Origin of the sequence: Streptococcus infantis, assembly GCF_047463175.1 — a bacterium.
GTDB lineage: Bacteria > Bacillota > Bacilli > Lactobacillales > Streptococcaceae > Streptococcus > Streptococcus infantis_AC.
In genome coordinates, this window is the sequence record NZ_JASHEJ010000001.1 from 47,523 (window position 1) to 68,160 (window position 20,638).

The following is a 20,638-nucleotide window of genomic DNA, read 5'->3' on the forward strand; positions in this document are numbered from 1 at the left end:
AAATACAAGTGAGAAAAAAACTGCAAGGTTTACCTTGCAGTTTTTTAAGCATTGAGAACCTTGTCTAAAAATTCTTTTAGTCGAGGGTGTTGTGGGTTATCAAAGATTTGATCAGGGGTACCATCTTCTAGGAATTCACCATCTGCTGTAAAGATAACTCGATTGGCAACCTTACGAGCAAATCCCATTTCATGGGTTACGATGATCATGGTCATACCTTGTTCAGCCAATTCTTTCATAACGTTAAGAACGTCGCCGACCATCTCTGGGTCAAGGGCAGAAGTTGGTTCGTCAAAGAGCATGATATCTGGATTCATAGCCAAACCGCGAGCGATAGCCACACGTTGTTTTTGACCACCGGATAGACTTTCAGGATTGGCATTGGCCTTGTCAGCAAGCCCAACTTTTTCGAGGAGTTCCATACCCAATTTTTCAGCTTCAGCCTTAGTCATTAACTTGTGTTCTACAGGAGCAAAAGTGATATTTTCCAATACGGTCATATGTGGAAAGAGATTGAAGTGCTGGAACACCATTCCTATATTTTCACGAACATGGTCTACATTGGTTGCTTTATCCGTCAAATCATAGCCATTAACTGTGATGCTTCCTTTTGTTCCTTCTTCGAGGAGATTTAAGCTACGCAAGAAAGTTGACTTACCTGAACCAGAAGGTCCAATGATACAAACAACATCTCCTTCATAGAATTTCGCTGAAATTCCTTTAAGGACTTTGTTTTTACCATATTGTTTATGTAAGTTATGAACGTCAATTTTTAATTTTGCCATTATTGAATCCTCTTTTCTAAGAGTTTTGCAAGTCTAGTTAGAAGAGTGATAATCACAAGGTAGAAGACTGCGAGAATTGCATACATTTTGAAACTTTGATAGTTACGAGCAATGATAATCTTACCAGTCTGGAAGAGTTCTACCAGACCGATTGCAGATACGATCGTTGTATCTTTAAGAGCGATAACAAATTGGTTGACGAAGTTTGGAAGCATGAGCTTGGTTGCTTGTGGCAAGACAATCTTACGCATGGTTTTTCCATATGAAATACCAAGGCTTCGACTGGCTTCCATTTGTCCAACAGGTACGGCCTTGATACCACCACGAACGATTTCAGCAATGTAGGCAGCTGAGTTTAGGGAAAGTGCGATAGTACCAGCGACAAAGTCGTTGATTGGACTTTGTTGACCTGTAAGAGATTCGATAAAGTTAGGAATGCCCCAGAAAATGAAGGCTGCGAGAATCATGAGTGGAATACCACGGATAACGTCAACGAAAATCTCTGAAATCAAACGGAGTGATTTATAAGGGCTGACACTAAAAATACCAAAGATAATTCCGATGAAAATCGCAATTACAAATGAAATCAGTGCTAATGAGAGGGTAATTTCAAGTCCGCTGAGAAGTTGTTTGTAGTTGTTTTTCAACAAGCCCCAGATAGTTGTTTCATCAGCGGTTGAACTTGTAGTAGTAGAATCGCTAGCTAGATACTTATCAAGGATTCTTTGGAATTCTCCGTTTGCCTTAAGGTTTGCAAGTCCTTTGTTATATTTCTCTAGCAATTCTGGATTGCTTCCTTTTTTAACAGCAAAAGCAGTTTCGCCAATTGGAGTACCTGCGATAGGTGTTTTTAACTTTTGTCCTTGACTGATAGAGTATTTAATAACAGGTTCGTCATCCATAACGGCATCAATTGAACCGGTATTTAAACTATCATACATATATGCAGCATCTGAAAAAGTTTTAATCTTGTAACCGTACTTGCTTTGATTCTCTGTTAGGAAGGTTTGTGAAGCAGTACCATTTTTCACACCTACAGTCTTGCCGTTTAAATCTTCATAAGAAGAAATGGTACTTGATTCCTTAACACCAAGAATAGTATTAGCTGTATAGTAAGAATCAGAGAAATCAAAAGTTTCTTTACGAGCATCAGTCACTGACATACCTGCAATGATACCGTCAGCTTGTCCAGATTGGACTGCGTTAATAGCAGCATCAAAACCTGGATTGGTAATCTCGATTTCAAAACCTTGGTCTTCAGCGATTGCCTTGATTAGATCCATATCGATACCAGTGTATTGGTTGCTTGAGTCTTGGAAAACAAATGGCGCAAAAGATGAGTCACTGGCGATGACATACTTTGTTTTCTCAGTATCAGCTTTTACTAGTCCTAATGAAAAAATAGGAAATAAAATAAGCAAACATGCTAGTATTTTTTTCTTCATGTGATGTCTCCTTTCAGGGTATTTTCAAATTATAGCAGAAAAAATTGAATCCGGCAAATATTTTATATTTCTATGTTAGAAGATGTAACATAGAATAAAGTGAGGTAGTCTGTTGAGAAACAGAAACTCTTTCCTTTTTATGGTAAAATAGAAGGATAGAAAATATGTATGAGGCTATTATGATAAATAGAATTACAGACAACAAATTTAAACTTGTATCCAAATACCAACCGTCTGGGGATCAACCACAGGCCATTGAGCAGTTGGTGGATAATATCGAGGGTGGAGAAAAGGCTCAAATCTTAATGGGGGCGACTGGTACAGGGAAAACCTATACCATGAGTCAAGTGATTGCGCAAGTTAATAAGCCAACCTTGGTCATTGCCCACAATAAGACACTAGCAGGCCAGCTTTATGGGGAGTTCAAGGAATTTTTCCCAGAGAATGCGGTCGAGTACTTCGTATCCTACTATGATTACTATCAACCTGAAGCTTATGTTCCCTCTAGTGATACTTATATCGAAAAAGATAGTTCAGTCAACGATGAGATTGATAAACTTCGTCACTCCGCTACATCAGCGCTCTTGGAGCGTAACGATGTCATCGTTGTAGCATCTGTATCTTGTATTTATGGTTTGGGTTCTCCTAAGGAATACGCTGATAGTGTAGTAAGTCTGCGCCCAGGTCTTGAGATTTCTCGTGATAAACTGCTTAATGAATTGGTCGATATTCAATTTGAGCGTAATGACATTGATTTTCAGCGTGGTAGATTCCGTGTACGTGGGGATGTGGTGGAGATTTTCCCAGCCTCTCGTGATGAGCATGCCTTTCGTGTTGAGTTCTTCGGGGATGAGATTGACCGTATCCGTGAAGTTGAAGCTCTAACTGGTCAAGTTCTGGGCGAAGTGGATCATTTGGCGATTTTCCCAGCCACTCACTTTGTGACCAATGATGACCACATGGAAGTAGCAATTGCTAAGATTGAGGCTGAGTTGGAGGAGCAGTTAGCTATTTTTGAGAAGGAAGGTAAGCTCCTGGAAGCGCAACGCTTGAAACAGCGAACAGAATACGATATCGAGATGCTTCGTGAGATGGGTTATACAAACGGGGTTGAAAACTACTCACGCCACATGGATGGACGAAGCGAAGGAGAGCCACCGTACACCCTTCTTGACTTCTTCCCTGATGATTTTTTGATTATGATTGATGAGAGCCACATGACCATGGGACAAATCAAGGGCATGTACAATGGAGACCGTTCACGTAAGGAAATGTTGGTGAATTACGGTTTCCGTTTACCTTCTGCCTTAGACAACCGTCCCCTTCGTCGTGAAGAGTTCGAAAGTCATGTTCACCAGATTGTCTATGTTTCAGCGACACCTGGTGATTATGAACACGATCAGACTGACACCGTTATTGAGCAAATCATTCGTCCGACTGGTCTTTTGGATCCAGAAGTGGAAGTGCGTCCGACTATGGGACAAATTGATGACCTCTTAGGTGAAATCAATGCCCGTGTTGAAAAGAACGAGCGTACCTTTATTACAACCTTGACCAAGAAAATGGCTGAAGACTTGACTGACTATTTCAAAGAAATGGGCATCAAGGTTAAATACATGCACTCGGATATCAAGACTTTGGAGCGAACAGAGATTATCCGTGACCTGCGTTTGGGAGTCTTTGATGTCTTAGTTGGGATTAACCTCCTTCGTGAAGGGATAGATGTTCCAGAAGTAAGTTTAGTTGCTATTCTTGATGCCGACAAGGAAGGCTTCCTTCGTAATGAGCGTGGACTCATTCAGACTATTGGTCGTGCTGCCCGTAATAGCGAGGGGCATGTCATCATGTATGCTGATACTATGACTCAGTCTATGCAACGCGCCATCGATGAAACAGCTCGTCGTCGTAAAATCCAGATGGCTTATAATGAAGAACACGGTATTATTCCACAAACTATTAAGAAGGAAATCCGTGACCTGATCTCTGTAACCAAGGTAGTTGCCAAGGAAGAGGACAAGGAAGTCGATATCAATAGCCTCAACAAACAAGAACGCAAGGAACTCGTCAAAAAACTCGAAAAACAAATGCAAGAAGCAGTCGAAGTGCTTGACTTTGAACTCGCAGCTCAGATTCGTGATATGATGTTGGAAGTCAAGGCGCTTGGGTAGGTTTTTGAAGGAGATAAAATGGAAAAGTTAAATTATTTTACAGGTGAATTTAGTGAATCTGAATTAAAGAATCATTTTGACTCGTTGGACGAAAATAAACTGAAATACGAACTTGAAAACTTTACTAATCAATATTTAGAGTTATCCAAAGAAGAACAATTGAAATATGTTGAACCTGTTCTTTATATTTTTAGAGATTTTGAAGAGAATATTGATAAAATTATCCAAAAGAAGATTTTAGAATCCATAAATAAAATACTATCAAATAATTCACAAGTATATAGTTGGCGTGTATGCTCTAGGTATTTAGATTCTCTTTATTATTATTTATTTGAAATCGAAAGATATGAAGAATATTCTAAACTGTTTGAAAATGATAGTTATTTCTTTAAAATCCTTGATTTAATATTAAAAGAAAATCTAGAGCATGTAGAATACCGTATTTCGGACATATTTTCAGTTTTTGTTCAACTATTTAGACAAAATAGTTTACCAGAAGAAAGAAGAATCTATTTTAAGAGGGAATTAGAATCATTTATAAGTTTTATATTCCAAGATATTGATTTTGAGAGAATTGACTATTGGTATTTTGAATTAGATGAGATGGTATCTGTTTTTAAAAATGAACATCTCGAAAAAATTAATAAATATTATTTCAATAACCCTCAATCTAATTATGTTGAGAAATACTTGGATTTTGTATCAAGACACTTTGATGACGTAATTAAAAATTCGATTGATGTTGTTCGAAAGATAGAAGAAGAAAATGATTCGGATATCATCCGAAATCAAGCTATTAAGATAATTGAGAAATATGATAACGATTATTTAAATGAGAAAAGTGATCCAGAATCTATCTCAGCATTTGATGCTGAACAACTTTTAGAACAAGCGGACAAGATTATATACTATATTCGTTCTAAATTGACTGTTGATGCAAAAGAGTTGAAAGAAATAGGTTCCTTTGGACATTATACTAAGATTGATACTTTAACAAATTTTCTTATAAAAGCAGACTGGAAAAATGAAAATAATTCTGAAATTCACCCTCCATTTTTACGACTTACTAATCTAAAACAGTTAAATGACCCGATGGAAGGAAGAGTAATATATGATTATTTGGGTATAGATAATACGTTTTTCAAACAATATCAAACTTCCAATGTTTTTATATCTTCTCTAACCACGGTATCTGATAGTTTACCAATGTGGAAGGAATATGCAGATTCATCTCAGGGAGCATTTCTTGAATATGATCTGTCTTATCTTGAAGATATAGTTGCTCATAAATCGATAGAGTTTGTTAAAGTTCATTATTTAGATTTATTGTCAGAGAATAAAGATGAAACAGATGTTGGTAAATCTCTTGATGATTTAAAACAGCTATTTGAAAAATTGCAAGACCTGGAAGCTGAAAAAGAATTGATAAGTTTTGCTGAGAAATTGAAGAAGATTTCTTACCTTTTCAAAGTTAAAGACTATGAGTATGAAATGGAGTATCGTATTTTAATTAATTTAGATGATACAGCTATACAAAATATTATTAAAAGAGATGCTAATGATTCATCAAATGAGAAGTACTTTAAGAAAGAAGAAATTGGGTTAGAAGTTTTTGATAAAGTTAACTATAAAGATTTTAGAAAGTATATTGTGTTAAGCTCGAAAGACAATGGCAGATATGATTTATTTGTATACATCAATCTGGCTCCTTTAAAATATTCGAAGGTTATCCTAGGTCCAAAGGTTACGGATGCAGACTATATTGCTCCTTATCTCAAACTTGCTAATCCTGATATAAAGATAGAAAGTTCGAAGATTCCTTATCGTTAATTAAAAAATATTTATGAAAGACGAGTGATTCTACTTTTTGGTATAACAATGAACAAGAGTAAAATAAAAACTAGTAGAAAAAAAGATTTATCCAGTTTAGAAAAGATCAATTCTTGGCTAGATTCTCATAAATTTTTAGGATTCTTCTTGATCCTCGGTATTATCCTAGCAATAGGACTAAGTTTGAATCTAATTTTTGAAAGTCTTCCTATTCCGTCGCCATACAGAGATATCAACTATAGTTTTCCACTATATATAAATCTTTTTTGTCTGGTATATCGATTATTTGACTATTGGTTCCTAGACTTGTCTGGGGCAAGGATGACAATAAAAAGATTTGCAGATTTATTTATTTATCTTAATAGTATCGGTTTAATAGTCCATCTCTTTATTGGAATTAGCGGAAAAAACAGTAAAGGGATTTTACCTTCTCTCTTATCCCTAGATCACCGCTATATTTGGTTTCCTATAGCAACCTATCTAATCTTTTTTACTGTAGCTGCTTTAACGATTTTGTTTATGAAATTTATTGAAAATAAAAGGAGTTAATTATGAGAAAACATCTAACTATATTTAGGATTCTTTACTTACTGTTCTTGGTATTTGCCTTAATTCATTTTGTCTTAGGTTTATTTGGTTTAGCTTTTACCCCAGTTTTGTGGAATATCTGGTTTTTTGGTCTCTGCTTAACCCTATTTATTCATCCATGGACCATCTTTTATAAAACAAGAATCTTTCAATGGCATCATTTGATTTTTCAAGCTCTTAGCGGATTCTTTGCTCTCATAATCTGGTTCGTGATATTTTTCTTTTTCTCCATGGTTCCAGATTCATCTATGCCAATCAATATAGACTACTACGTTAATAAAGAAAATAATGAAATTAGAATCATCAGAGGTTCCTTACTCCATGAAATCCATGAATATCATGACTTAGTTAATCCTTTAATTATGAAATCTAAAGTTAAGTATAAGATAGAAAATTAAAGATTAGAAAGTGAGTCCTATGTCTCGAGCACAATTAACCGTTCTTACCAATATTTGTATGATTGAAGATCTAGAAAAGCAGCGCGTGGTTATGCAGTATCGATCACCCGAAAGCAATCGCTGGTCTGGCTATGCCTTTCCAGGAGGACATGTCGAAGACGGAGAGGCCTTTACAGAGTCTGTTATTCGTGAAATCTATGAAGAAACAGGTCTAACTATCAGAAATCCTCAACTTGTTGGCATTAAAAATTGGCCCTTAGATACAGGTGAGCGTTATATTGTCTTTTGTTACAAGGCGACTGAGTTTACTGGTACTCTACAATCATCTGAAGAAGGAGAAGTGTCCTGGGTACAAAAAGACCAGATTCCAAATTTGGATCTGGCTTATGATATGTTACCTTTGATGGAAATGATGGAAGCTCCAGACAAGTCTGAATTTTTCTACCGTCACCGTACAGAAGACGGATGGGAAAAAAGAACTTTTTAATCCTTTACCAAATACCCTAACTTGTCCAAGGCCTTCTCAATATAGAGGAGGTCTTGTTCGTTTTCAGCTTCGACTAGGTGATAATGGACGCCATCTGTTAATTCAGATAGGGGGCGAAAATCAGACGTCTTAACTTGGTTTAAAAAGTGCTCCACATCGCGTCTACAACTTAGTTTGAGGAGGGTTTCGATTTCCCCGTAGACAGGATGGTCAATAAGGATATTTTGAACCCGTCCTCCGTTATCAACGATAGCAAGTAATTCTTGCTCCATATCTTCCTCTTTATGTTTGACCTTAAAGAGTTTATGAACAAAAGAATTGGCTTTGTTTTCTTTATAGATATACCCACGATTGGTTGATAGGATAGGAGCACCATCTGCACGAAGCACAGCTATATCCTGAACAATAATCTGGCGAGTGACATGAAAATGTTCTGCTAAGCTTTGTCCGTTTAGAGGTTTTTGAGCTTCTTTTAAGAGTTGTAAAAGGGTTTCTTTTCTATTTTTTGTCATAGTCTCTTTCTTAATGGCGTTTTTTTAGTGCTTTATAAACAGCTAATGCTAAGTAATAGTCTATCATACTATGAACAATAGTTCCAAAACCAACCAATACAAAGAGAACGTAGAACATATTTTTTAGGTCTGTTCCTGTACTAGCATAGAAGATAATACAAGCAAAGACTTCGGCGATAGCGTGTACTAAACCAAGTACAAAGTTAAAAATCAATGAAGATTTTGGATTATCTAAGGTTTGAGGATGTTTTTGTAGATAGAAGGCGCCCAAAGTGCCGAAAAAGATATGGGAGAAAGCTCGAAGTACAATAACGATCGGATAACCAGCCATGAGAAATCCTAGGCTAGAAGCTATAATGACAAAGATTGCCATCCAAGGAGAAAGAAACATAGCGATAAAGATGGCCACATGGCTTCCTAAAGTATAAGAAGCGGGTGGAATAACAATCTTGAAGGGCATTACCAGGGGAATCAAAATAGCGATAGCAGTTAGCAATGCGGTTACAGTCATGAATTGGGTTTTCTTTTGTGTATTCATAATAACTCCTTTTTGTGTGTATATACAGTTGTATAGTACACTAAATAATATTATCCGTCAAGATAGAAATTGAATTTTGAAGGAAAAATAGTTAAAATAAAGTAAAGTATCTTAGTAAGAATAGAGAGTCAAGATGGTAGATATTCTTTATCCAATTTTTATCATTCATTACATATCTAAGCAGAAAAAATTAGGATTCCAAGTATCTAAATTTACTACATTTACAGCCTATAGTTTCTTAATGATTTCGATAATAAGAATCGCATTTGGTTCCTTAGCTCTGATTGTTTTCTCGATACCCATTTTTGGTTTCCTCTATTTCAGTATCATAGGGCTCATTCTTTATCACATTAGCATTATTTATGGCATAATCCTACTTTTCTTGTCATTAACTTTTTTCTTAGACAGTCAAAAATCTAATCAGGACATTCAAACCATGGAAAATACTCCATTCATATTTCATGTGTTAATGTTGATCTTTCATGCGCTCTTAATCTATAATACCTTGGTACCAATCTTTTCAATTTACTGAGAAAATATTTAAATATTCTTCTCTAAGTGGCAGTAGAATTGAGAAAAAACTAAAATTTTTTTAAAAAATACTTGCTTTGATAGAATTCTTGTGATATACTTATAAATGGTTTGAAAAAACTGCCTAAGACAGTAGGGGAGCAAGACTCATAAATATCCTACCGAGGACAAAACGTATCATGTAAAAAGAAGCGTATTGTACTTTCGTGTCTAGGTTTGGGCGCGTTTTTCTTTTGGAAAAATTTCCCAAGCAAAATAATTACGGAGGTGAACACACTAATGAGTGAAGCAATTATTGCTAAGAAAGCGGAACTAGTTGACGTAGTAGCTGAGAAAATGAAAGCTGCTGCATCAATCGTCGTTGTAGACGCTCGTGGTTTGACAGTTGAACAAGATACAGTTCTTCGTCGTGAGCTTCGTGGAAGCGAAGTTGAGTATAAAGTTATTAAAAACTCAATCTTACGTCGTGCAGCTGAAAAAGCTGGTCTTGAAGATCTTGCATCTGTTTTTGTTGGACCATCTGCAGTAGCATTTTCTAACGAAGATGTTATTGCACCAGCGAAAATCTTGAACGACTTTGCTAAAAACGCTGACGCACTTGAAATCAAAGGTGGTGCAATCGAAGGCGCTGTCGCATCAAAAGAAGAAATCGTTGCTCTTGCAACTCTTCCAAGTCGCGAAGGACTTCTTTCTATGCTCCTTTCTGTACTTCAAGCGCCAGTGCGCAACGTTGCTCTTGCAGTCAAAGCGGTTGCAGACAACAAAGAAGACGCAGCTTAATCATAAGCTACGCAGCGTATCCTAGCTACAAAAAAATAACAAAATTAAATTTAAACTTATTTGGAGGAAATAACAATGGCATTGAACATTGAAAACATTATTGCTGAAATTAAAGAAGCTTCAATCCTTGAATTGAACGACCTTGTAAAAGCTATCGAAGAAGAATTTGGTGTAACTGCAGCTGCTCCTGTAGCTGTTGCTGCAGCTGGTGCTGCTGACGCTGGTGCTGCTAAAGACTCATTTGACGTTGAATTGACAGCTGCTGGTGACAAAAAAGTTGGCGTTATCAAAGTTGTACGTGAAATCACTGGTCTTGGACTTAAAGAAGCTAAAGAACTTGTTGACGGTGCACCAGCACTTGTTAAAGAAGGCGTTGCAACTGCAGAAGCTGAAGAAATCAAAGCTAAATTGGAAGAAGCTGGAGCTTCAGTTACTCTTAAATAATCATCTACAAGTTATTTAAGGCTGAAAGCCGAGTTCTAATGGCCTTTACGTTATTAGTTAAGGTGATTTATTTGGGGAGTTAGTGATGTAAACTTCCCCATAAACACCCCCACAATTTTTTGTGGGGGTGTTTTTAAAAGGAGAAAATTTAATATGAATTTAAAAGATCAATATCTTGAGTATTTTCGGCAAGGGATTAGTTCTACTATTAATGAAGGAAAATCGTATAATGATAAAAAAGAGGCTTCAAAATTGGTAAATAAGAAGATGAAAGAACTTTATGATTTACTTAAAGATGAAACCATTGAATCAGATATAAATAAAACTCTAATGTTAAATTATACTTATTATGTGGTTATGCTTGAAGCAAGAAATTCAGTTTGGCCATATGATAATATGAGTTTTAGTCGTAGAATCGGTGAGATATGGGAGCCGTTTTGTAAAATTCCATTTTCTTTTAATAGCTATACTAAATTTTATAATCCTCCAACTTTTGAAGATTTTAAAACTAAATTTGATAAATCAGTAGTAGATAAATTTATAGAAGAATTTAATTTAACTATTGAAGGAATAAATGAATTAAATAATGTAGTTAATAAAATTTGGTCTTTTAGTGAAAGTGGTGCTATAAATCTTAAAGAAGATTTACACTTTGAGCATGGTGGAAAGAAATACGTAGTTGATTTCAAAAGTGGATTTGGTTCAAATGAGAAAGGTAATGTGAATAGATTATTACTTGTTGCTAAAATATACTCTGAATTAGAATATCCATGTCTTTTATTTGTCCGCCAAGAAGAAAATAATAGCTATTTAAATGTGATAGAGAATTCTGGGTTGTGGAAGGTATATCGTTCTGATGAAGTATATGATAAAATTTTTAAATTAACTAGTATTAATTTAAAAGAATGGATGGATATTAATATTGATTGGAAAAATGATATTAGTGTTGAATTTAAAAATTATTTAGAAACTAATGAATTGATTCAATATTTGACTTGGTAAGAATAATATGATACACTTCCTTAGTTAATAACTAAGGAGTATTTATGAAAGAAATTTATCAAGCCTATTATACTAATTCTGATATAATAACTGATTATATGATTTCAAAATTAGAATTAAAATCAAGTGATACCGTCCTTGAACCAAGCGTTGGTGAAGGTGTGTTTATAGATAAAATATTAGATTTTTTTCCTAATATTGATATTACTACATATGATATTGATCCATATTCAAAAAAAGTTATTGATCAAAAATATAAAAATAAAAAAAATGTAAAGTCGTATGAGTCAGATACTCTCCTAGATATAGATCTAGATTTTAGAGAAATGGTAGATGATGGATTTGACAAAATCATTGGTAATCCACCATATGGTTCTAAATTCAGTTCAAAAGTGAAAGAAATTATTTCAAAAAAATATTCAAATATATACTCCAAGGAATCATATGTTTTATTTTTATATAGATGTTTATCACTATTAAGAGAAAAGGGAAAATTAGTATTTATAATACCGGATACTTTTTTGTTTTTAAATTCACATAAAAAATTTAGAAAAATATTATTGGAAAATTATGTTGTAGAAGAAATAGCAATTTTTCCAAGTAAATGGTTTCCTGGTATTTCATTTGGTTATAGCAATCTTTCTATAATTACAATAAAAAGAGAACAAGAGTGTATAGAGAAGAACATAATTAAAGTTTTTGATTGTCTACAGAATAAGACAGACTTATTAAAACTTACTTCCAAAAATTGTAAATATTTACCAAAATTAATTCAACAAAAAAATGTTTTGTTAAATATGAATTGTAGTTTTCACTTTAATATCGATATTGAAAAATCTATTACCGATCATAAAGTTAAGTTAGGAGATATTGCTGATTGTGTAACAGGCTTATACACTGGTAATAATCAAAAATTTTTGAAAGTTAAAGATGAAAATGTAAGGAATTCGAAAAATTATAAAGTTATTAAAAACAATGAAATTGAATTCAATCATGCTAGTATTAAAGGGCTAAATGATAAAAAATATATACCTATTATAAAGGGGGCCATACGAATAGCTTATCAACAGCCTGGAGATGAATGGTTTGTAAAATGGGATCAGGAGACAATTAGCTTTTATAACAGTGATAAGAAAGCAAGATTCCAAAATAGCAGTTTTTATTTTAAAACTGGTATAGCAGTACCAATGTTAAAAAGTAAAAGAATAAAAGCTTCAATCATGAAAAATCGTGTTTTCGATCAAAGTATAGTTGGGATATTTCCAAAAAATAATGATGATTTATATTATTTATTAGCTTTGTTAAATTCATCCATTGTTAATGAAATTATCCATAATATTAATCCTTCAGTAAATAATTCAGCAAATTATTTAAAAAGAATCCCCATACCTGAGGTGAGCAAAGATCAGAAGAAAGTTATAGATTCATTGGTTATTGAAATGATAAAAGGTCATAAGAATAATTCTGAAAAAATTGAAGAAATAATTTCTAGACTCTATAAATTATAATTTTTTATCTTCTTCTATTTTTTCTTTAAAGAGTTTGAAAAATCACAAATCAATTATGTTCTGAAAGCTTAATAAGAATTATCTCTTTTGTTAGATAAAGGTAAAAGTATAATAAATAAGATTAAGATTTGTTAGAATCCAATATGTAAAAAGGTTACAATTTTTGTAACCTTTTTCTATTTTAAGTAATCGATTTCTTCAAGTAAATCAACTAATTCAGATGTAAGGTAGTCAAATTTTAATTGAATTTCTGGACTTTTAATTTTTAAAGAATACCTGTGGATCATTAAGTTGAGATAATACTTAGCAAAAGTGTCACTTTCCTCTGGTTTGGGAGCTGTGTAATCTAAAAATTCTTTCTTCATTAAAATAAAAAACTCAGAATAATACTTTTCTAAATTTCTTAAAGGATTTTTTTATTCTGAAAAAAATCAAGGAAGTATTCATGAAAATTTTTAAAACCTTTTTTAAGAGCAATTGCATCAAATTTAATGGCAAGTTTATTTTGAAAGATAAATATAAAAATTCTACGCATACTATCATGATACTCTTCTTTAGTAGTGTAGGCTCCTTGTATGTATTTAATAGTAATATCAGAAAAATCATAGTATTCTAAAATATAATTTTTCATGTAATCATGATAATCATTTGAACAAAATGCATCATATAGCATAGGGATAATAATATTTAAATAAAATACAAATGAACTGTAGTTATTATCTTTAGTTGGAAGTTTAAGCCAAACTATTTCATCAATACTTTTATCTATATTCTTACAAATGAGTTCTATGATACCATCTGAATATTTCTCTTTACATTGTAGTAAGTTACTTATTTTTGAAGATGCACCTTCTTTAGAATGAGAGTAATAATTTTCGGCATCGATATTTTTAATTTCACCGTTCAAAATTCGTTCTGGAACAGAATTATCAATTAATAAATTATATTGAGGTTGTTTGTTTTCTTTCAAGAATTCATTTAAGTTAAAAGAAATTGATGTATGAAGAAATTCTGAAGAGTTTTTAAATATTCTATTTTTGTGTTTCATAAGCACCTCTTATATAAATTTATAAAAATTTATTGCAAATAAAGTATAAGTTTTAAATGAATTTTCTTTAAAACTTGATATTAAATTTAGATATTTATTATAAAAAAATCAATAGAATTCGAGTTTTTTCTTTTATAAAAAATAGTTATCGTTATCATTAAGTATAACATTTCTTATATGAATTGTGCAACTAACTATATATAATATTGTAGTATTCAAATTATAGAAAATCTATGTTTTAATATGATTATGAATATTCAATTACAATGATGCATCATTAAAGGATGAGGTGATTTATCTTCAGAATAAGTTAATAAAACAATCTAAAAAAAAGGAGAATTATATGTCGATAGTGTTAATTATTTCTTCAGATTTTAATTGTAGTAACTCTCATATTTTAATTAAGCCTTTACACGAATGCTGGGCATTAGATTCAAATGATAAGATCAAATATATTCAAATAAATTATAAAGATCAATCAAATCATGTTCTTACGGCTTATGAAGTAGTTTTTACAGATAAATTCTATAAAAAGACTGAAATAACTAATTTTGTCGAAAAAATTGCTTGTGGTGATTTGAAACTAGTTTGTTCAGATACAAGATTAGTTGAAGACTCAAAAATTGCATGGAAATTTAAAGATCTTCCAAAGACGAAATTAATAATTTTTGATCACCATGATAGGAAAAATATGGATGATAATTTAATTATTAATACTATACAAGAAATACTGTTTAGTAAAAAATGGACTAAAGATACACTGACTGACAAAGATATTTCAGATGCGATAGAATTAGCTGTTTATGAGCATATAATTAGTTAGCTGAAGAATTATAAAAATAAATTTTGCATCTAGATCAGTAAAAAAATATTGAATTTAAGAATTTTGGTCTGGATGCAAAATGATTTTAATATTTTAAATTTTGAAAGAGGGATAAAAATGGCATTAAAAAATTTAAGAAACTTTTTAAAGTTTGATAAATCATTTTTTGATAACAAAGAACTTGTTTATTTGGGTTCTAAACTTACACAAGATAACAAATTAAAAGTGAGCTTGCTTATTGTTAAAGATAATACAGAATATCAGAATGGTCAGACCAATCTGGGAGAGCAAGTAGTTGTAACTGTAAATAATAAAGGAATTGATGAATATTCTTCATTTATTCCAATGAAAACAATTTGTAGAATTGGAAATATTACTAAAGCGGTTGTTTACGGTGAGTTCCAAAATCAATTGTCACTAACTGCAGATGTAATTACAGATCCACAAGGTAATAAACAGCATGAAAAGGGTTAGTATAAATTGGATGTTTCCCTTCTGGGCAAGTAGAATAATATTTTTATTATTTGTAATAGTAGTTCTTTTTATCGATTTATATTTGATACCATTGTTCAATTTGAAATTAAGTATAAATCAAATTTTGATTATATATTTTTTAGAATTACTACTAGTTTCTTTGTTTGTTTTCGGTCAATTGAACAGAAGTAAGTATTTAAAGCAGAAAAAATTATATAAATTTATTAAATTAAACCAATTATATATTACACAGACAACTGAAACTAAAGAAAAAAAATATATAGAAACCTTGGAAATGGAATGGATTGATAATAAAAAAGATACAAGTATATTTACTATAAGAGTTTACAATATAGGTGGACTTCTAAGCCATAAAGTTAATGACCTAGGAGGCAAGTTGGAAGCATACTTTGGAAAAACATTGATATCTAGTGAAAAGCAGTTAACATACACCGATTATACTTTTGAATTAATAAAAGATGAACGTTTAAAAGTATCGGATTTAAACTTAGAAAAAAATAGAAATTCGACAGTAATTCAACTAACAAAAAAAATATCATACGATATTAGCAAAGTCCCCCATGGATTAACAGTTGGCACAACAGGATCAGGAAAAAGTATGTTCTTAAACTATAAACTTTTGCAATATGCATCAATGGGTGCTGATATTTATATCTGTGATCCGAAAAATGCAGATTTAAGTTTATTGAGGTATGTCAGTGGTTTTCCAGAAGATAATGTTGCTGTTACTTCTAATCAAATCTGTAAAATACTTAGAGTTGTAAATACTAAAATGATGAATAGGTACGATAAGTATTTTTCTGGTCAAGGATCATTTGGTAAAGATTTTACAGATTTTGGACTAAAACCAATCGTAGTTTTTATTGATGAAGTTACAGCTTTTGTAAAAGTATCTGATAAAAAAATTGCTGAAGAAGCTATGTCTTATCTTTATAACTTAGTGATGATGGGAAGACAAGTCGGAGTACTAATCGAGGCCTCTTTGCAGCGTCCAGATGCGAGTATTCTTGATGGTGCTATTAGGGATCAATTAGGTTGTCGAGTTGCACTTGGTAATCTATCAGAAGATGGATACAAAATGGTTTTTGGCTCAAATTTTAAGGACTATAAATCAATTCAAATAAAAGGAGGAGGCCATGTACAGATTGATGGGAAAATGACTTTACCAACTTATTTTGAAACTCCATTTTTTGATAAAAATTTTGACTTTTTAAAAGAATTGCAAAAATATTATTAGAGCACTTTCGAAAGTAAAGAATAGGGGTGCTCAGCTCAGAGAGCTGGAGCAAGTGGAGCGTCCTTCTTTCTTTACTTTGAGAAATGTGCCCAGCAATAGAAGCTTGCTTCTATTGCTTTTAACTTGATAAACGTCAAACAATAGAACAATAAGGAAAGTCAGGAGTGAAAATAAATAATTCAAAAGTACATGCAGGAGCTATCGTAAAATCTTATAGATATGGTAATACCCTTGAATTAACAACTTCTAATGGAATACACAAGCAGACCATAAAAGTACTTCCGAATAAAAAATATGTTGTTTTGGATACCGGGGAAATATTTGATATGAATACTAGTGGAGAGACAAGAAGTGATAATTTAAAGTCAACTCGTATTACAATGAGAAAGTTAAGGCGTCTTATTTCTCATAACTTCAATGGTACTAAAAATGAACTTTGGATAACGTTGACCTATGCTAAGTACACTAATGAACTTGAAATTGTATATAGAGACTTTAAATTATTTATAAGAGATTTAAGAAAACAATATTCAGATTTAGAGTATATCAATGTTATTGAACCACAAGCTAGTGGGAGCTGGCATTGTCATCTTCTTATCAAAGCACCTAAAAGAAGTTCTCTTTATATTCCAAACAAAATTATTGAACAGTGCTGGAAAAAAGGTTTTACTAAAACTAAAAGGCTTAAAAATAGTGATAAAGTAGGTAATTATGTTGTTGCATATTTAACTAACTTGGAGATAAATGATAATCAAAATACAAAAAAAATCGTCAAAGGTGCACGTCTATATTTATATCCAAAAGGTGTCAGGATTTATAGGTGTTCTAGAGGAATAGAAAAACCAATTGAAATAACGGCTACTAAAGGAGAAGTAATGACAATTAATGGACTAGATATTGATTTAGATGCTAATTATTCAAAAAAAACAAGTCATATTATTAGTACTGGAGACGAAATTAGTTATATTACTGAATTTTATAATATAGGAGAAAAGAATGAAGACAGTTAATCATAAAGATATTATGAAGCTTGGTTTTTCTAAAACAGCTTCAAAAGAAATAATTAAGCAAGCTAAACAGATTGCAATAAATCAATTTTATGAATCTTTGAATTCTTCAAATAAAATGGTAAAATTAAGTAAATCGCCGTTCGATAACAAAAGACTTGATCTTGCCCCTAGTTTTATAGTGGAAGAATTACTCGGCTTTCAATTTAATTAATGAAAGGAATTGAAAGCAATGTCAAAGAAATATAAAGGTGTATTTAGAGATAACAAAGGTAGAATATATTGTCAAACTGAATTTAAGGCTTCTGCAACTGGAAAGCGTCAACGTTTTAAACGATATCGTAATATGTGGGGGAAATCCTTCGAGACGGAAAAAGAAGCCTATGACGAGCTTTGTAGAGCAAGGGTCGAATTCTATGATAGGTTTGATTACTCAGACTATAACTTGACTTTTGCCCAATTTATGGTAGATATTTTCCTGCCATACTACAAACAAACTGTCCAAGATTCTACATACAGAACGGCAATCACTCACTTTAATACTTTTACCAAAGTATTTGGAAAAAAGAAGTTGCGAGATATCAAGCCTCGTGACTGTGAGAAGTTTCGTTTAGAACTTGTTGATAGATACTCTCCTAATTATGCTAAATGTGTTTGGATACGCTTTAAGCAGTGTTTGGGTTATGCTGAACGTATGGAGTATATCAAATCATTTCCATGTAAAAGTCTTGATAATCCAAAAGGTTCACGACCAGAAACAAAATTTTGGACTTTTGAGGAGTTCAAGAAAGTTATTGAAACTTTTGACCTGAGTGATTATGAAGATTTACACCGGTTCACAACAACATGGATATATTATATGACTGGTGTTCGTGTAAGTGAGGGATTTGCTCTTTTATGGTCGGATTATGATAGAGAAAACAAACGATTGTTTGTTCATGCAACTTTAGAAGCTCTTAAAGGTGGTGTTTATCGTCGTAAAGAGCAGACAAAGACAGAAGCAGGAATTAGATTTATTGATCTTGACGATGAAACATTAAGAGTCCTTGATCGATGGAGAGAGATACAGGTTTCAAATTCTGAAGATGACTATATCTTATCTAAATTTGGTGAACCAATGGTTAAAAGTACCCTAACTCGAATGTTAAAACGTCATGCTAAACTTGCTAATGTTCCAGAAATTACTGGAAAGGGGCTACGACATAGTCATGATTCATTTATGATAAATGTTCTTGGAAAAGATGTGTTGGCAGTTTCCCAACGTTCTGGACGAGTTGATAAAGCTACTACTCTGAATACGTATTCACACTATTACAATGCTAACAAGCAAACAGTTGGTAGTGAAATTACTGACTTACTGCACAAGCAAGGGATAACTTCAACACCCCTACAAACACCCCCACAGGTTTAAAACTAGTCGAAAATAGCTTAATATTAGACATCGAAGGTGTAACGCCTACATTACTCTTAAATAATAGAGCGACTACATTTGTAGCTTAAAAACATGATTAAACCGCTATTCTTAGGAGTAGCGGTTTTTCTTTTTGTTCAAAAAGGGGCATGAAAAGGAATGACTTTAGATTAGTATTTCTATTTAAGGTGAATTATTGGAGATTCCTTATGAAAAAAATTTACTTTTTAATTGCATTTTGTTATAATAGACGCAAGAAAGAATATCTTATCGGTAGATCTTAAGCGAGCCTGAGATAGTGAGAGTCAGGTGATTGAGAGATAAGTGTGGCGCTTTTGGTATTTTAATAAAGATAATGAAGTAATAAATTAGGGTGGAACCGCGTTTCTGACGCCCCTAGGTCACTTGACTTAGGAGCAAAGACACGGTTTTTTTGTTTTCTGAGTTGAGCGCATAAAAAATATAAAGGAGTAAAATATGTCCAATAAACTAACCTTTCACTGCGTCAGTGGCAGAGACCTCCTTTCAGTCGGGCTGTCCCACGCTCAGCACTAGGGTGCCTGAGCTAGACGCAGTACTAACTCGTCTTGCCTCGTATGATCGACGAGGCAGACTCGTGTCGCAAGAAATTATAGAAAATGGAGTAAAACATGTCTAAAAAATTGACTTTTCAAGAGATTATTTTGACTTTGCAACAATACTGGAATGACCAGGGTTGTATGCTCATGCAGGCTTATGATAACGAAAAAGGTGCGGGAACCATGAGTCCTTATACTTTCCTTCGTGCCATTGGTCCTGAGCCATGGAATGCGGCTTATGTAGAACCATCTCGTCGTCCTGCTGACGGTCGTTACGGAGAAAACCCAAATCGTCTCTACCAACACCACCAATTCCAAGTAGTTATGAAACCATCTCCATCAAATATCCAAGAACTCTACCTTGAGTCTTTGGAAAAATTGGGAATTAATCCATTGGAACACGATATCCGCTTCGTTGAAGATAACTGGGAAAACCCATCAACTGGTTCAGCTGGTCTTGGATGGGAAGTGTGGCTTGATGGTATGGAAATCACTCAGTTCACTTACTTCCAACAAGTCGGTGGTTTGGCAACTGGTCCTGTTACTGCTGAGGTTACCTACGGATTGGAACGCTTAGCTTCTTATATCCAAGAAGTAGACTCAGTTTACGATATTGAGTGGGCTCCAGGTGTTAAATACGGAGAAATCTTCCTTCAACCAGAATACGAACACTCAAAATACAGCTTTGAAGTCTCAGACCAAGATATGCTTCTTGAAAACTTTGAAAAGTTTGAAAAAGAAGCTGGACGTGCTTTGGAATTAGGCCTTGTGCACCCAGCCTATGACTACGTTTTGAAATGTTCACATACTTTTAACTTGCTAGATGCTCGTGGAGCGGTATCCGTTACAGAACGCGCAGGTTACATTGCCCGCATCCGTAACTTGGCCCGTGTCGTAGCCAAAACCTTCGTCGCAGAACGCAAGAAGCTCGGTTACCCACTACTTGACGAAGCCACACGCGCAAAACTCCTAGCAGAAGAGGAAGAATAGACAGAATTACAGGAATAAATGACTGAAAGTCGA

The 20,638-nt window shown here is 33.2% G+C and carries 21 protein-coding genes and 1 other annotated feature; of the genes, 16 read left to right on the forward strand and 5 right to left on the reverse strand.

Going from position 1 to position 20,638, the window contains the following annotated elements:
• Window positions 1-44: 44 nt before the first annotated feature.
• Both QM859_RS00255 and QM859_RS00260 read right to left on the reverse strand, forming a co-directional pair.
• Window positions 45-785: an amino acid ABC transporter ATP-binding protein gene (locus QM859_RS00255; RefSeq protein ID WP_004252615.1), complete on the reverse strand. Its 741-nt coding sequence runs from the start codon at window positions 783-785 to the stop codon at window positions 45-47.
• Window positions 785-2,230 carry an amino acid ABC transporter substrate-binding protein/permease gene (locus tag QM859_RS00260; RefSeq protein WP_414261681.1) on the reverse strand — a complete coding sequence of 482 codons (1,446 nt, stop codon included), beginning with the start codon at window positions 2,228-2,230 and terminating at the stop codon, window positions 785-787. Before QM859_RS00260 ends, QM859_RS00255 begins: the two co-directional genes overlap by 1 nt.
• 179 nt (window positions 2,231-2,409) lie before the next feature.
• Between QM859_RS00260 and uvrB the strand changes: the two genes are divergently transcribed.
• From uvrB to QM859_RS00285, 5 genes are read left to right on the forward strand one after another with little or no spacing between them, the layout of a single operon-like run.
• On the forward strand, window positions 2,410-4,398 hold the full coding sequence (gene uvrB, locus QM859_RS00265; RefSeq protein WP_414261682.1) for an excinuclease ABC subunit UvrB: 1,989 nt from the start codon (window positions 2,410-2,412) through the stop codon (window positions 4,396-4,398).
• Between the two features lie 18 nt (window positions 4,399-4,416).
• Window positions 4,417-6,228 carry a DUF2971 domain-containing protein gene (locus QM859_RS00270; RefSeq protein ID WP_414261683.1) on the forward strand — a complete coding sequence of 604 codons (1,812 nt, stop codon included), beginning with the start codon at window positions 4,417-4,419 and terminating at the stop codon, window positions 6,226-6,228.
• A 48-nt stretch (window positions 6,229-6,276) separates the two neighbouring features.
• Window positions 6,277-6,777: a hypothetical protein gene (locus QM859_RS00275; protein ID WP_414261684.1), complete on the forward strand. Its 501-nt coding sequence runs from the start codon at window positions 6,277-6,279 to the stop codon at window positions 6,775-6,777.
• Between the two features lie 2 nt (window positions 6,778-6,779).
• The gene (locus QM859_RS00280) at window positions 6,780-7,214 is read left to right on the forward strand and encodes a hypothetical protein (RefSeq protein WP_414261685.1); all 435 of its coding nucleotides are present in this window, start codon (window positions 6,780-6,782) and stop codon (window positions 7,212-7,214) included.
• A gap of 19 nt (window positions 7,215-7,233) precedes the next feature.
• Entirely contained in the window at window positions 7,234-7,701 is a 468-nt protein-coding gene (locus tag QM859_RS00285; RefSeq protein WP_414261686.1) for an 8-oxo-dGTP diphosphatase, read from the forward strand.
• On the opposite strand, the gene QM859_RS00290 is transcribed toward QM859_RS00285, so the two are convergent.
• Together QM859_RS00290 and QM859_RS00295 are read right to left on the reverse strand one after the other, a co-directional pair.
• On the reverse strand, window positions 7,698-8,213 hold the full coding sequence (locus QM859_RS00290) for a transcription repressor NadR (protein WP_414261687.1): 516 nt from the start codon (window positions 8,211-8,213) through the stop codon (window positions 7,698-7,700). The two genes, QM859_RS00285 and QM859_RS00290, sit on opposite strands and share 4 nt — an antisense overlap.
• 10 nt (window positions 8,214-8,223) lie before the next feature.
• Window positions 8,224-8,751, reverse strand: a complete 528-nt coding sequence (locus QM859_RS00295) for an ECF transporter S component (protein ID WP_414261688.1) — start codon at window positions 8,749-8,751, stop codon at window positions 8,224-8,226.
• Between the two features lie 636 nt (window positions 8,752-9,387).
• Window positions 9,388-9,523 (forward strand) — a sequence feature (ribosomal protein L10 leader region).
• A 38-nt stretch (window positions 9,524-9,561) separates the two neighbouring features.
• Here QM859_RS00295 and rplJ point away from each other — a divergent pair.
• The 4 genes from rplJ to QM859_RS00315 all read left to right on the forward strand — a co-directional run bounded on the left by rplJ (window position 9,562) and on the right by QM859_RS00315 (window position 13,016).
• Window positions 9,562-10,062 (forward strand): 50S ribosomal protein L10, encoded by a 501-nt coding sequence (gene rplJ, locus QM859_RS00300; RefSeq protein ID WP_004252632.1) that lies wholly within the window; start codon window positions 9,562-9,564, stop codon window positions 10,060-10,062.
• A gap of 75 nt (window positions 10,063-10,137) precedes the next feature.
• The gene (rplL, locus tag QM859_RS00305) at window positions 10,138-10,506 is read left to right on the forward strand and encodes a 50S ribosomal protein L7/L12 (RefSeq protein ID WP_001196963.1); all 369 of its coding nucleotides are present in this window, start codon (window positions 10,138-10,140) and stop codon (window positions 10,504-10,506) included.
• 153 nt (window positions 10,507-10,659) lie between these two features.
• Window positions 10,660-11,508: a hypothetical protein gene (locus QM859_RS00310; protein ID WP_414261689.1), complete on the forward strand. Its 849-nt coding sequence runs from the start codon at window positions 10,660-10,662 to the stop codon at window positions 11,506-11,508.
• Between the two features lie 44 nt (window positions 11,509-11,552).
• A complete protein-coding gene (locus QM859_RS00315) occupies window positions 11,553-13,016 on the forward strand; it encodes an Eco57I restriction-modification methylase domain-containing protein (RefSeq protein ID WP_414261690.1) in 1,464 nt (487 codons plus the stop codon).
• A 403-nt stretch (window positions 13,017-13,419) separates the two neighbouring features.
• Here the strand turns inward: QM859_RS00315 and QM859_RS00320 are convergent, their stop codons facing one another.
• The gene (locus QM859_RS00320) at window positions 13,420-14,064 is read right to left on the reverse strand and encodes a hypothetical protein (protein WP_414261691.1); all 645 of its coding nucleotides are present in this window, start codon (window positions 14,062-14,064) and stop codon (window positions 13,420-13,422) included.
• A gap of 343 nt (window positions 14,065-14,407) precedes the next feature.
• On the opposite strand from QM859_RS00320, the gene QM859_RS00325 reads away from it, so the two are divergent.
• The 7 genes from QM859_RS00325 to glyQ all read left to right on the forward strand — a co-directional run bounded on the left by QM859_RS00325 (window position 14,408) and on the right by glyQ (window position 20,605).
• On the forward strand, window positions 14,408-14,887 hold the full coding sequence (locus QM859_RS00325) for a hypothetical protein (RefSeq protein ID WP_414261692.1): 480 nt from the start codon (window positions 14,408-14,410) through the stop codon (window positions 14,885-14,887).
• Between the two features lie 117 nt (window positions 14,888-15,004).
• Entirely contained in the window at window positions 15,005-15,361 is a 357-nt protein-coding gene (locus tag QM859_RS00330) for a hypothetical protein (RefSeq protein WP_414261693.1), read from the forward strand.
• On the forward strand, window positions 15,348-16,619 hold the full coding sequence (locus QM859_RS00335; RefSeq protein WP_414261694.1) for an FtsK/SpoIIIE domain-containing protein: 1,272 nt from the start codon (window positions 15,348-15,350) through the stop codon (window positions 16,617-16,619). Before QM859_RS00330 ends, QM859_RS00335 begins: the two co-directional genes overlap by 14 nt.
• 326 nt (window positions 16,620-16,945) lie before the next feature.
• The gene (locus QM859_RS00340) at window positions 16,946-17,629 is read left to right on the forward strand and encodes a rolling circle replication-associated protein (RefSeq protein ID WP_414262179.1); all 684 of its coding nucleotides are present in this window, start codon (window positions 16,946-16,948) and stop codon (window positions 17,627-17,629) included.
• On the forward strand, window positions 17,616-17,840 hold the full coding sequence (locus QM859_RS00345) for a DUF3173 family protein (RefSeq protein ID WP_414261695.1): 225 nt from the start codon (window positions 17,616-17,618) through the stop codon (window positions 17,838-17,840). The genes QM859_RS00340 and QM859_RS00345 overlap by 14 nt, the downstream gene beginning before the upstream one ends.
• Window positions 17,841-17,858: 18 nt before the next feature.
• Window positions 17,859-19,037 (forward strand): tyrosine-type recombinase/integrase, encoded by a 1,179-nt coding sequence (locus QM859_RS00350; protein WP_414261696.1) that lies wholly within the window; start codon window positions 17,859-17,861, stop codon window positions 19,035-19,037.
• A gap of 650 nt (window positions 19,038-19,687) precedes the next feature.
• The gene (gene glyQ, locus QM859_RS00355) at window positions 19,688-20,605 is read left to right on the forward strand and encodes a glycine--tRNA ligase subunit alpha (protein WP_000038760.1); all 918 of its coding nucleotides are present in this window, start codon (window positions 19,688-19,690) and stop codon (window positions 20,603-20,605) included.
• Window positions 20,606-20,638: the final 33 nt, after the last annotated feature.

Coding starts and splice junctions, on each gene's coding strand:
- QM859_RS00255 (WP_004252615.1), bottom strand. CDS start 785: ATGGCAAAATTAAAAATTGACGTTCATAACTTACATAAACAATATGGT.
- QM859_RS00260 (WP_414261681.1), bottom strand. CDS start 2,230: ATGAAGAAAAAAATACTAGCATGTTTGCTTATTTTATTTCCTATTTTT.
- uvrB (WP_414261682.1), top strand. CDS start 2,410: ATGATAAATAGAATTACAGACAACAAATTTAAACTTGTATCCAAATAC.
- QM859_RS00270 (WP_414261683.1), top strand. CDS start 4,417: ATGGAAAAGTTAAATTATTTTACAGGTGAATTTAGTGAATCTGAATTA.
- QM859_RS00275 (WP_414261684.1), top strand. CDS start 6,277: ATGAACAAGAGTAAAATAAAAACTAGTAGAAAAAAAGATTTATCCAGT.
- QM859_RS00280 (WP_414261685.1), top strand. CDS start 6,780: ATGAGAAAACATCTAACTATATTTAGGATTCTTTACTTACTGTTCTTG.
- QM859_RS00285 (WP_414261686.1), top strand. CDS start 7,234: ATGTCTCGAGCACAATTAACCGTTCTTACCAATATTTGTATGATTGAA.
- QM859_RS00290 (WP_414261687.1), bottom strand. CDS start 8,213: ATGACAAAAAATAGAAAAGAAACCCTTTTACAACTCTTAAAAGAAGCT.
- QM859_RS00295 (WP_414261688.1), bottom strand. CDS start 8,751: ATGAATACACAAAAGAAAACCCAATTCATGACTGTAACCGCATTGCTA.
- rplJ (WP_004252632.1), top strand. CDS start 9,562: ATGAGTGAAGCAATTATTGCTAAGAAAGCGGAACTAGTTGACGTAGTA.
- rplL (WP_001196963.1), top strand. CDS start 10,138: ATGGCATTGAACATTGAAAACATTATTGCTGAAATTAAAGAAGCTTCA.
- QM859_RS00310 (WP_414261689.1), top strand. CDS start 10,660: ATGAATTTAAAAGATCAATATCTTGAGTATTTTCGGCAAGGGATTAGT.
- QM859_RS00315 (WP_414261690.1), top strand. CDS start 11,553: ATGAAAGAAATTTATCAAGCCTATTATACTAATTCTGATATAATAACT.
- QM859_RS00320 (WP_414261691.1), bottom strand. CDS start 14,064: ATGAAACACAAAAATAGAATATTTAAAAACTCTTCAGAATTTCTTCAT.
- QM859_RS00325 (WP_414261692.1), top strand. CDS start 14,408: ATGTCGATAGTGTTAATTATTTCTTCAGATTTTAATTGTAGTAACTCT.
- QM859_RS00330 (WP_414261693.1), top strand. CDS start 15,005: ATGGCATTAAAAAATTTAAGAAACTTTTTAAAGTTTGATAAATCATTT.
- QM859_RS00335 (WP_414261694.1), top strand. CDS start 15,348: ATGAAAAGGGTTAGTATAAATTGGATGTTTCCCTTCTGGGCAAGTAGA.
- QM859_RS00340 (WP_414262179.1), top strand. CDS start 16,946: ATGAATACTAGTGGAGAGACAAGAAGTGATAATTTAAAGTCAACTCGT.
- QM859_RS00345 (WP_414261695.1), top strand. CDS start 17,616: ATGAAGACAGTTAATCATAAAGATATTATGAAGCTTGGTTTTTCTAAA.
- QM859_RS00350 (WP_414261696.1), top strand. CDS start 17,859: ATGTCAAAGAAATATAAAGGTGTATTTAGAGATAACAAAGGTAGAATA.
- glyQ (WP_000038760.1), top strand. CDS start 19,688: ATGTCTAAAAAATTGACTTTTCAAGAGATTATTTTGACTTTGCAACAA.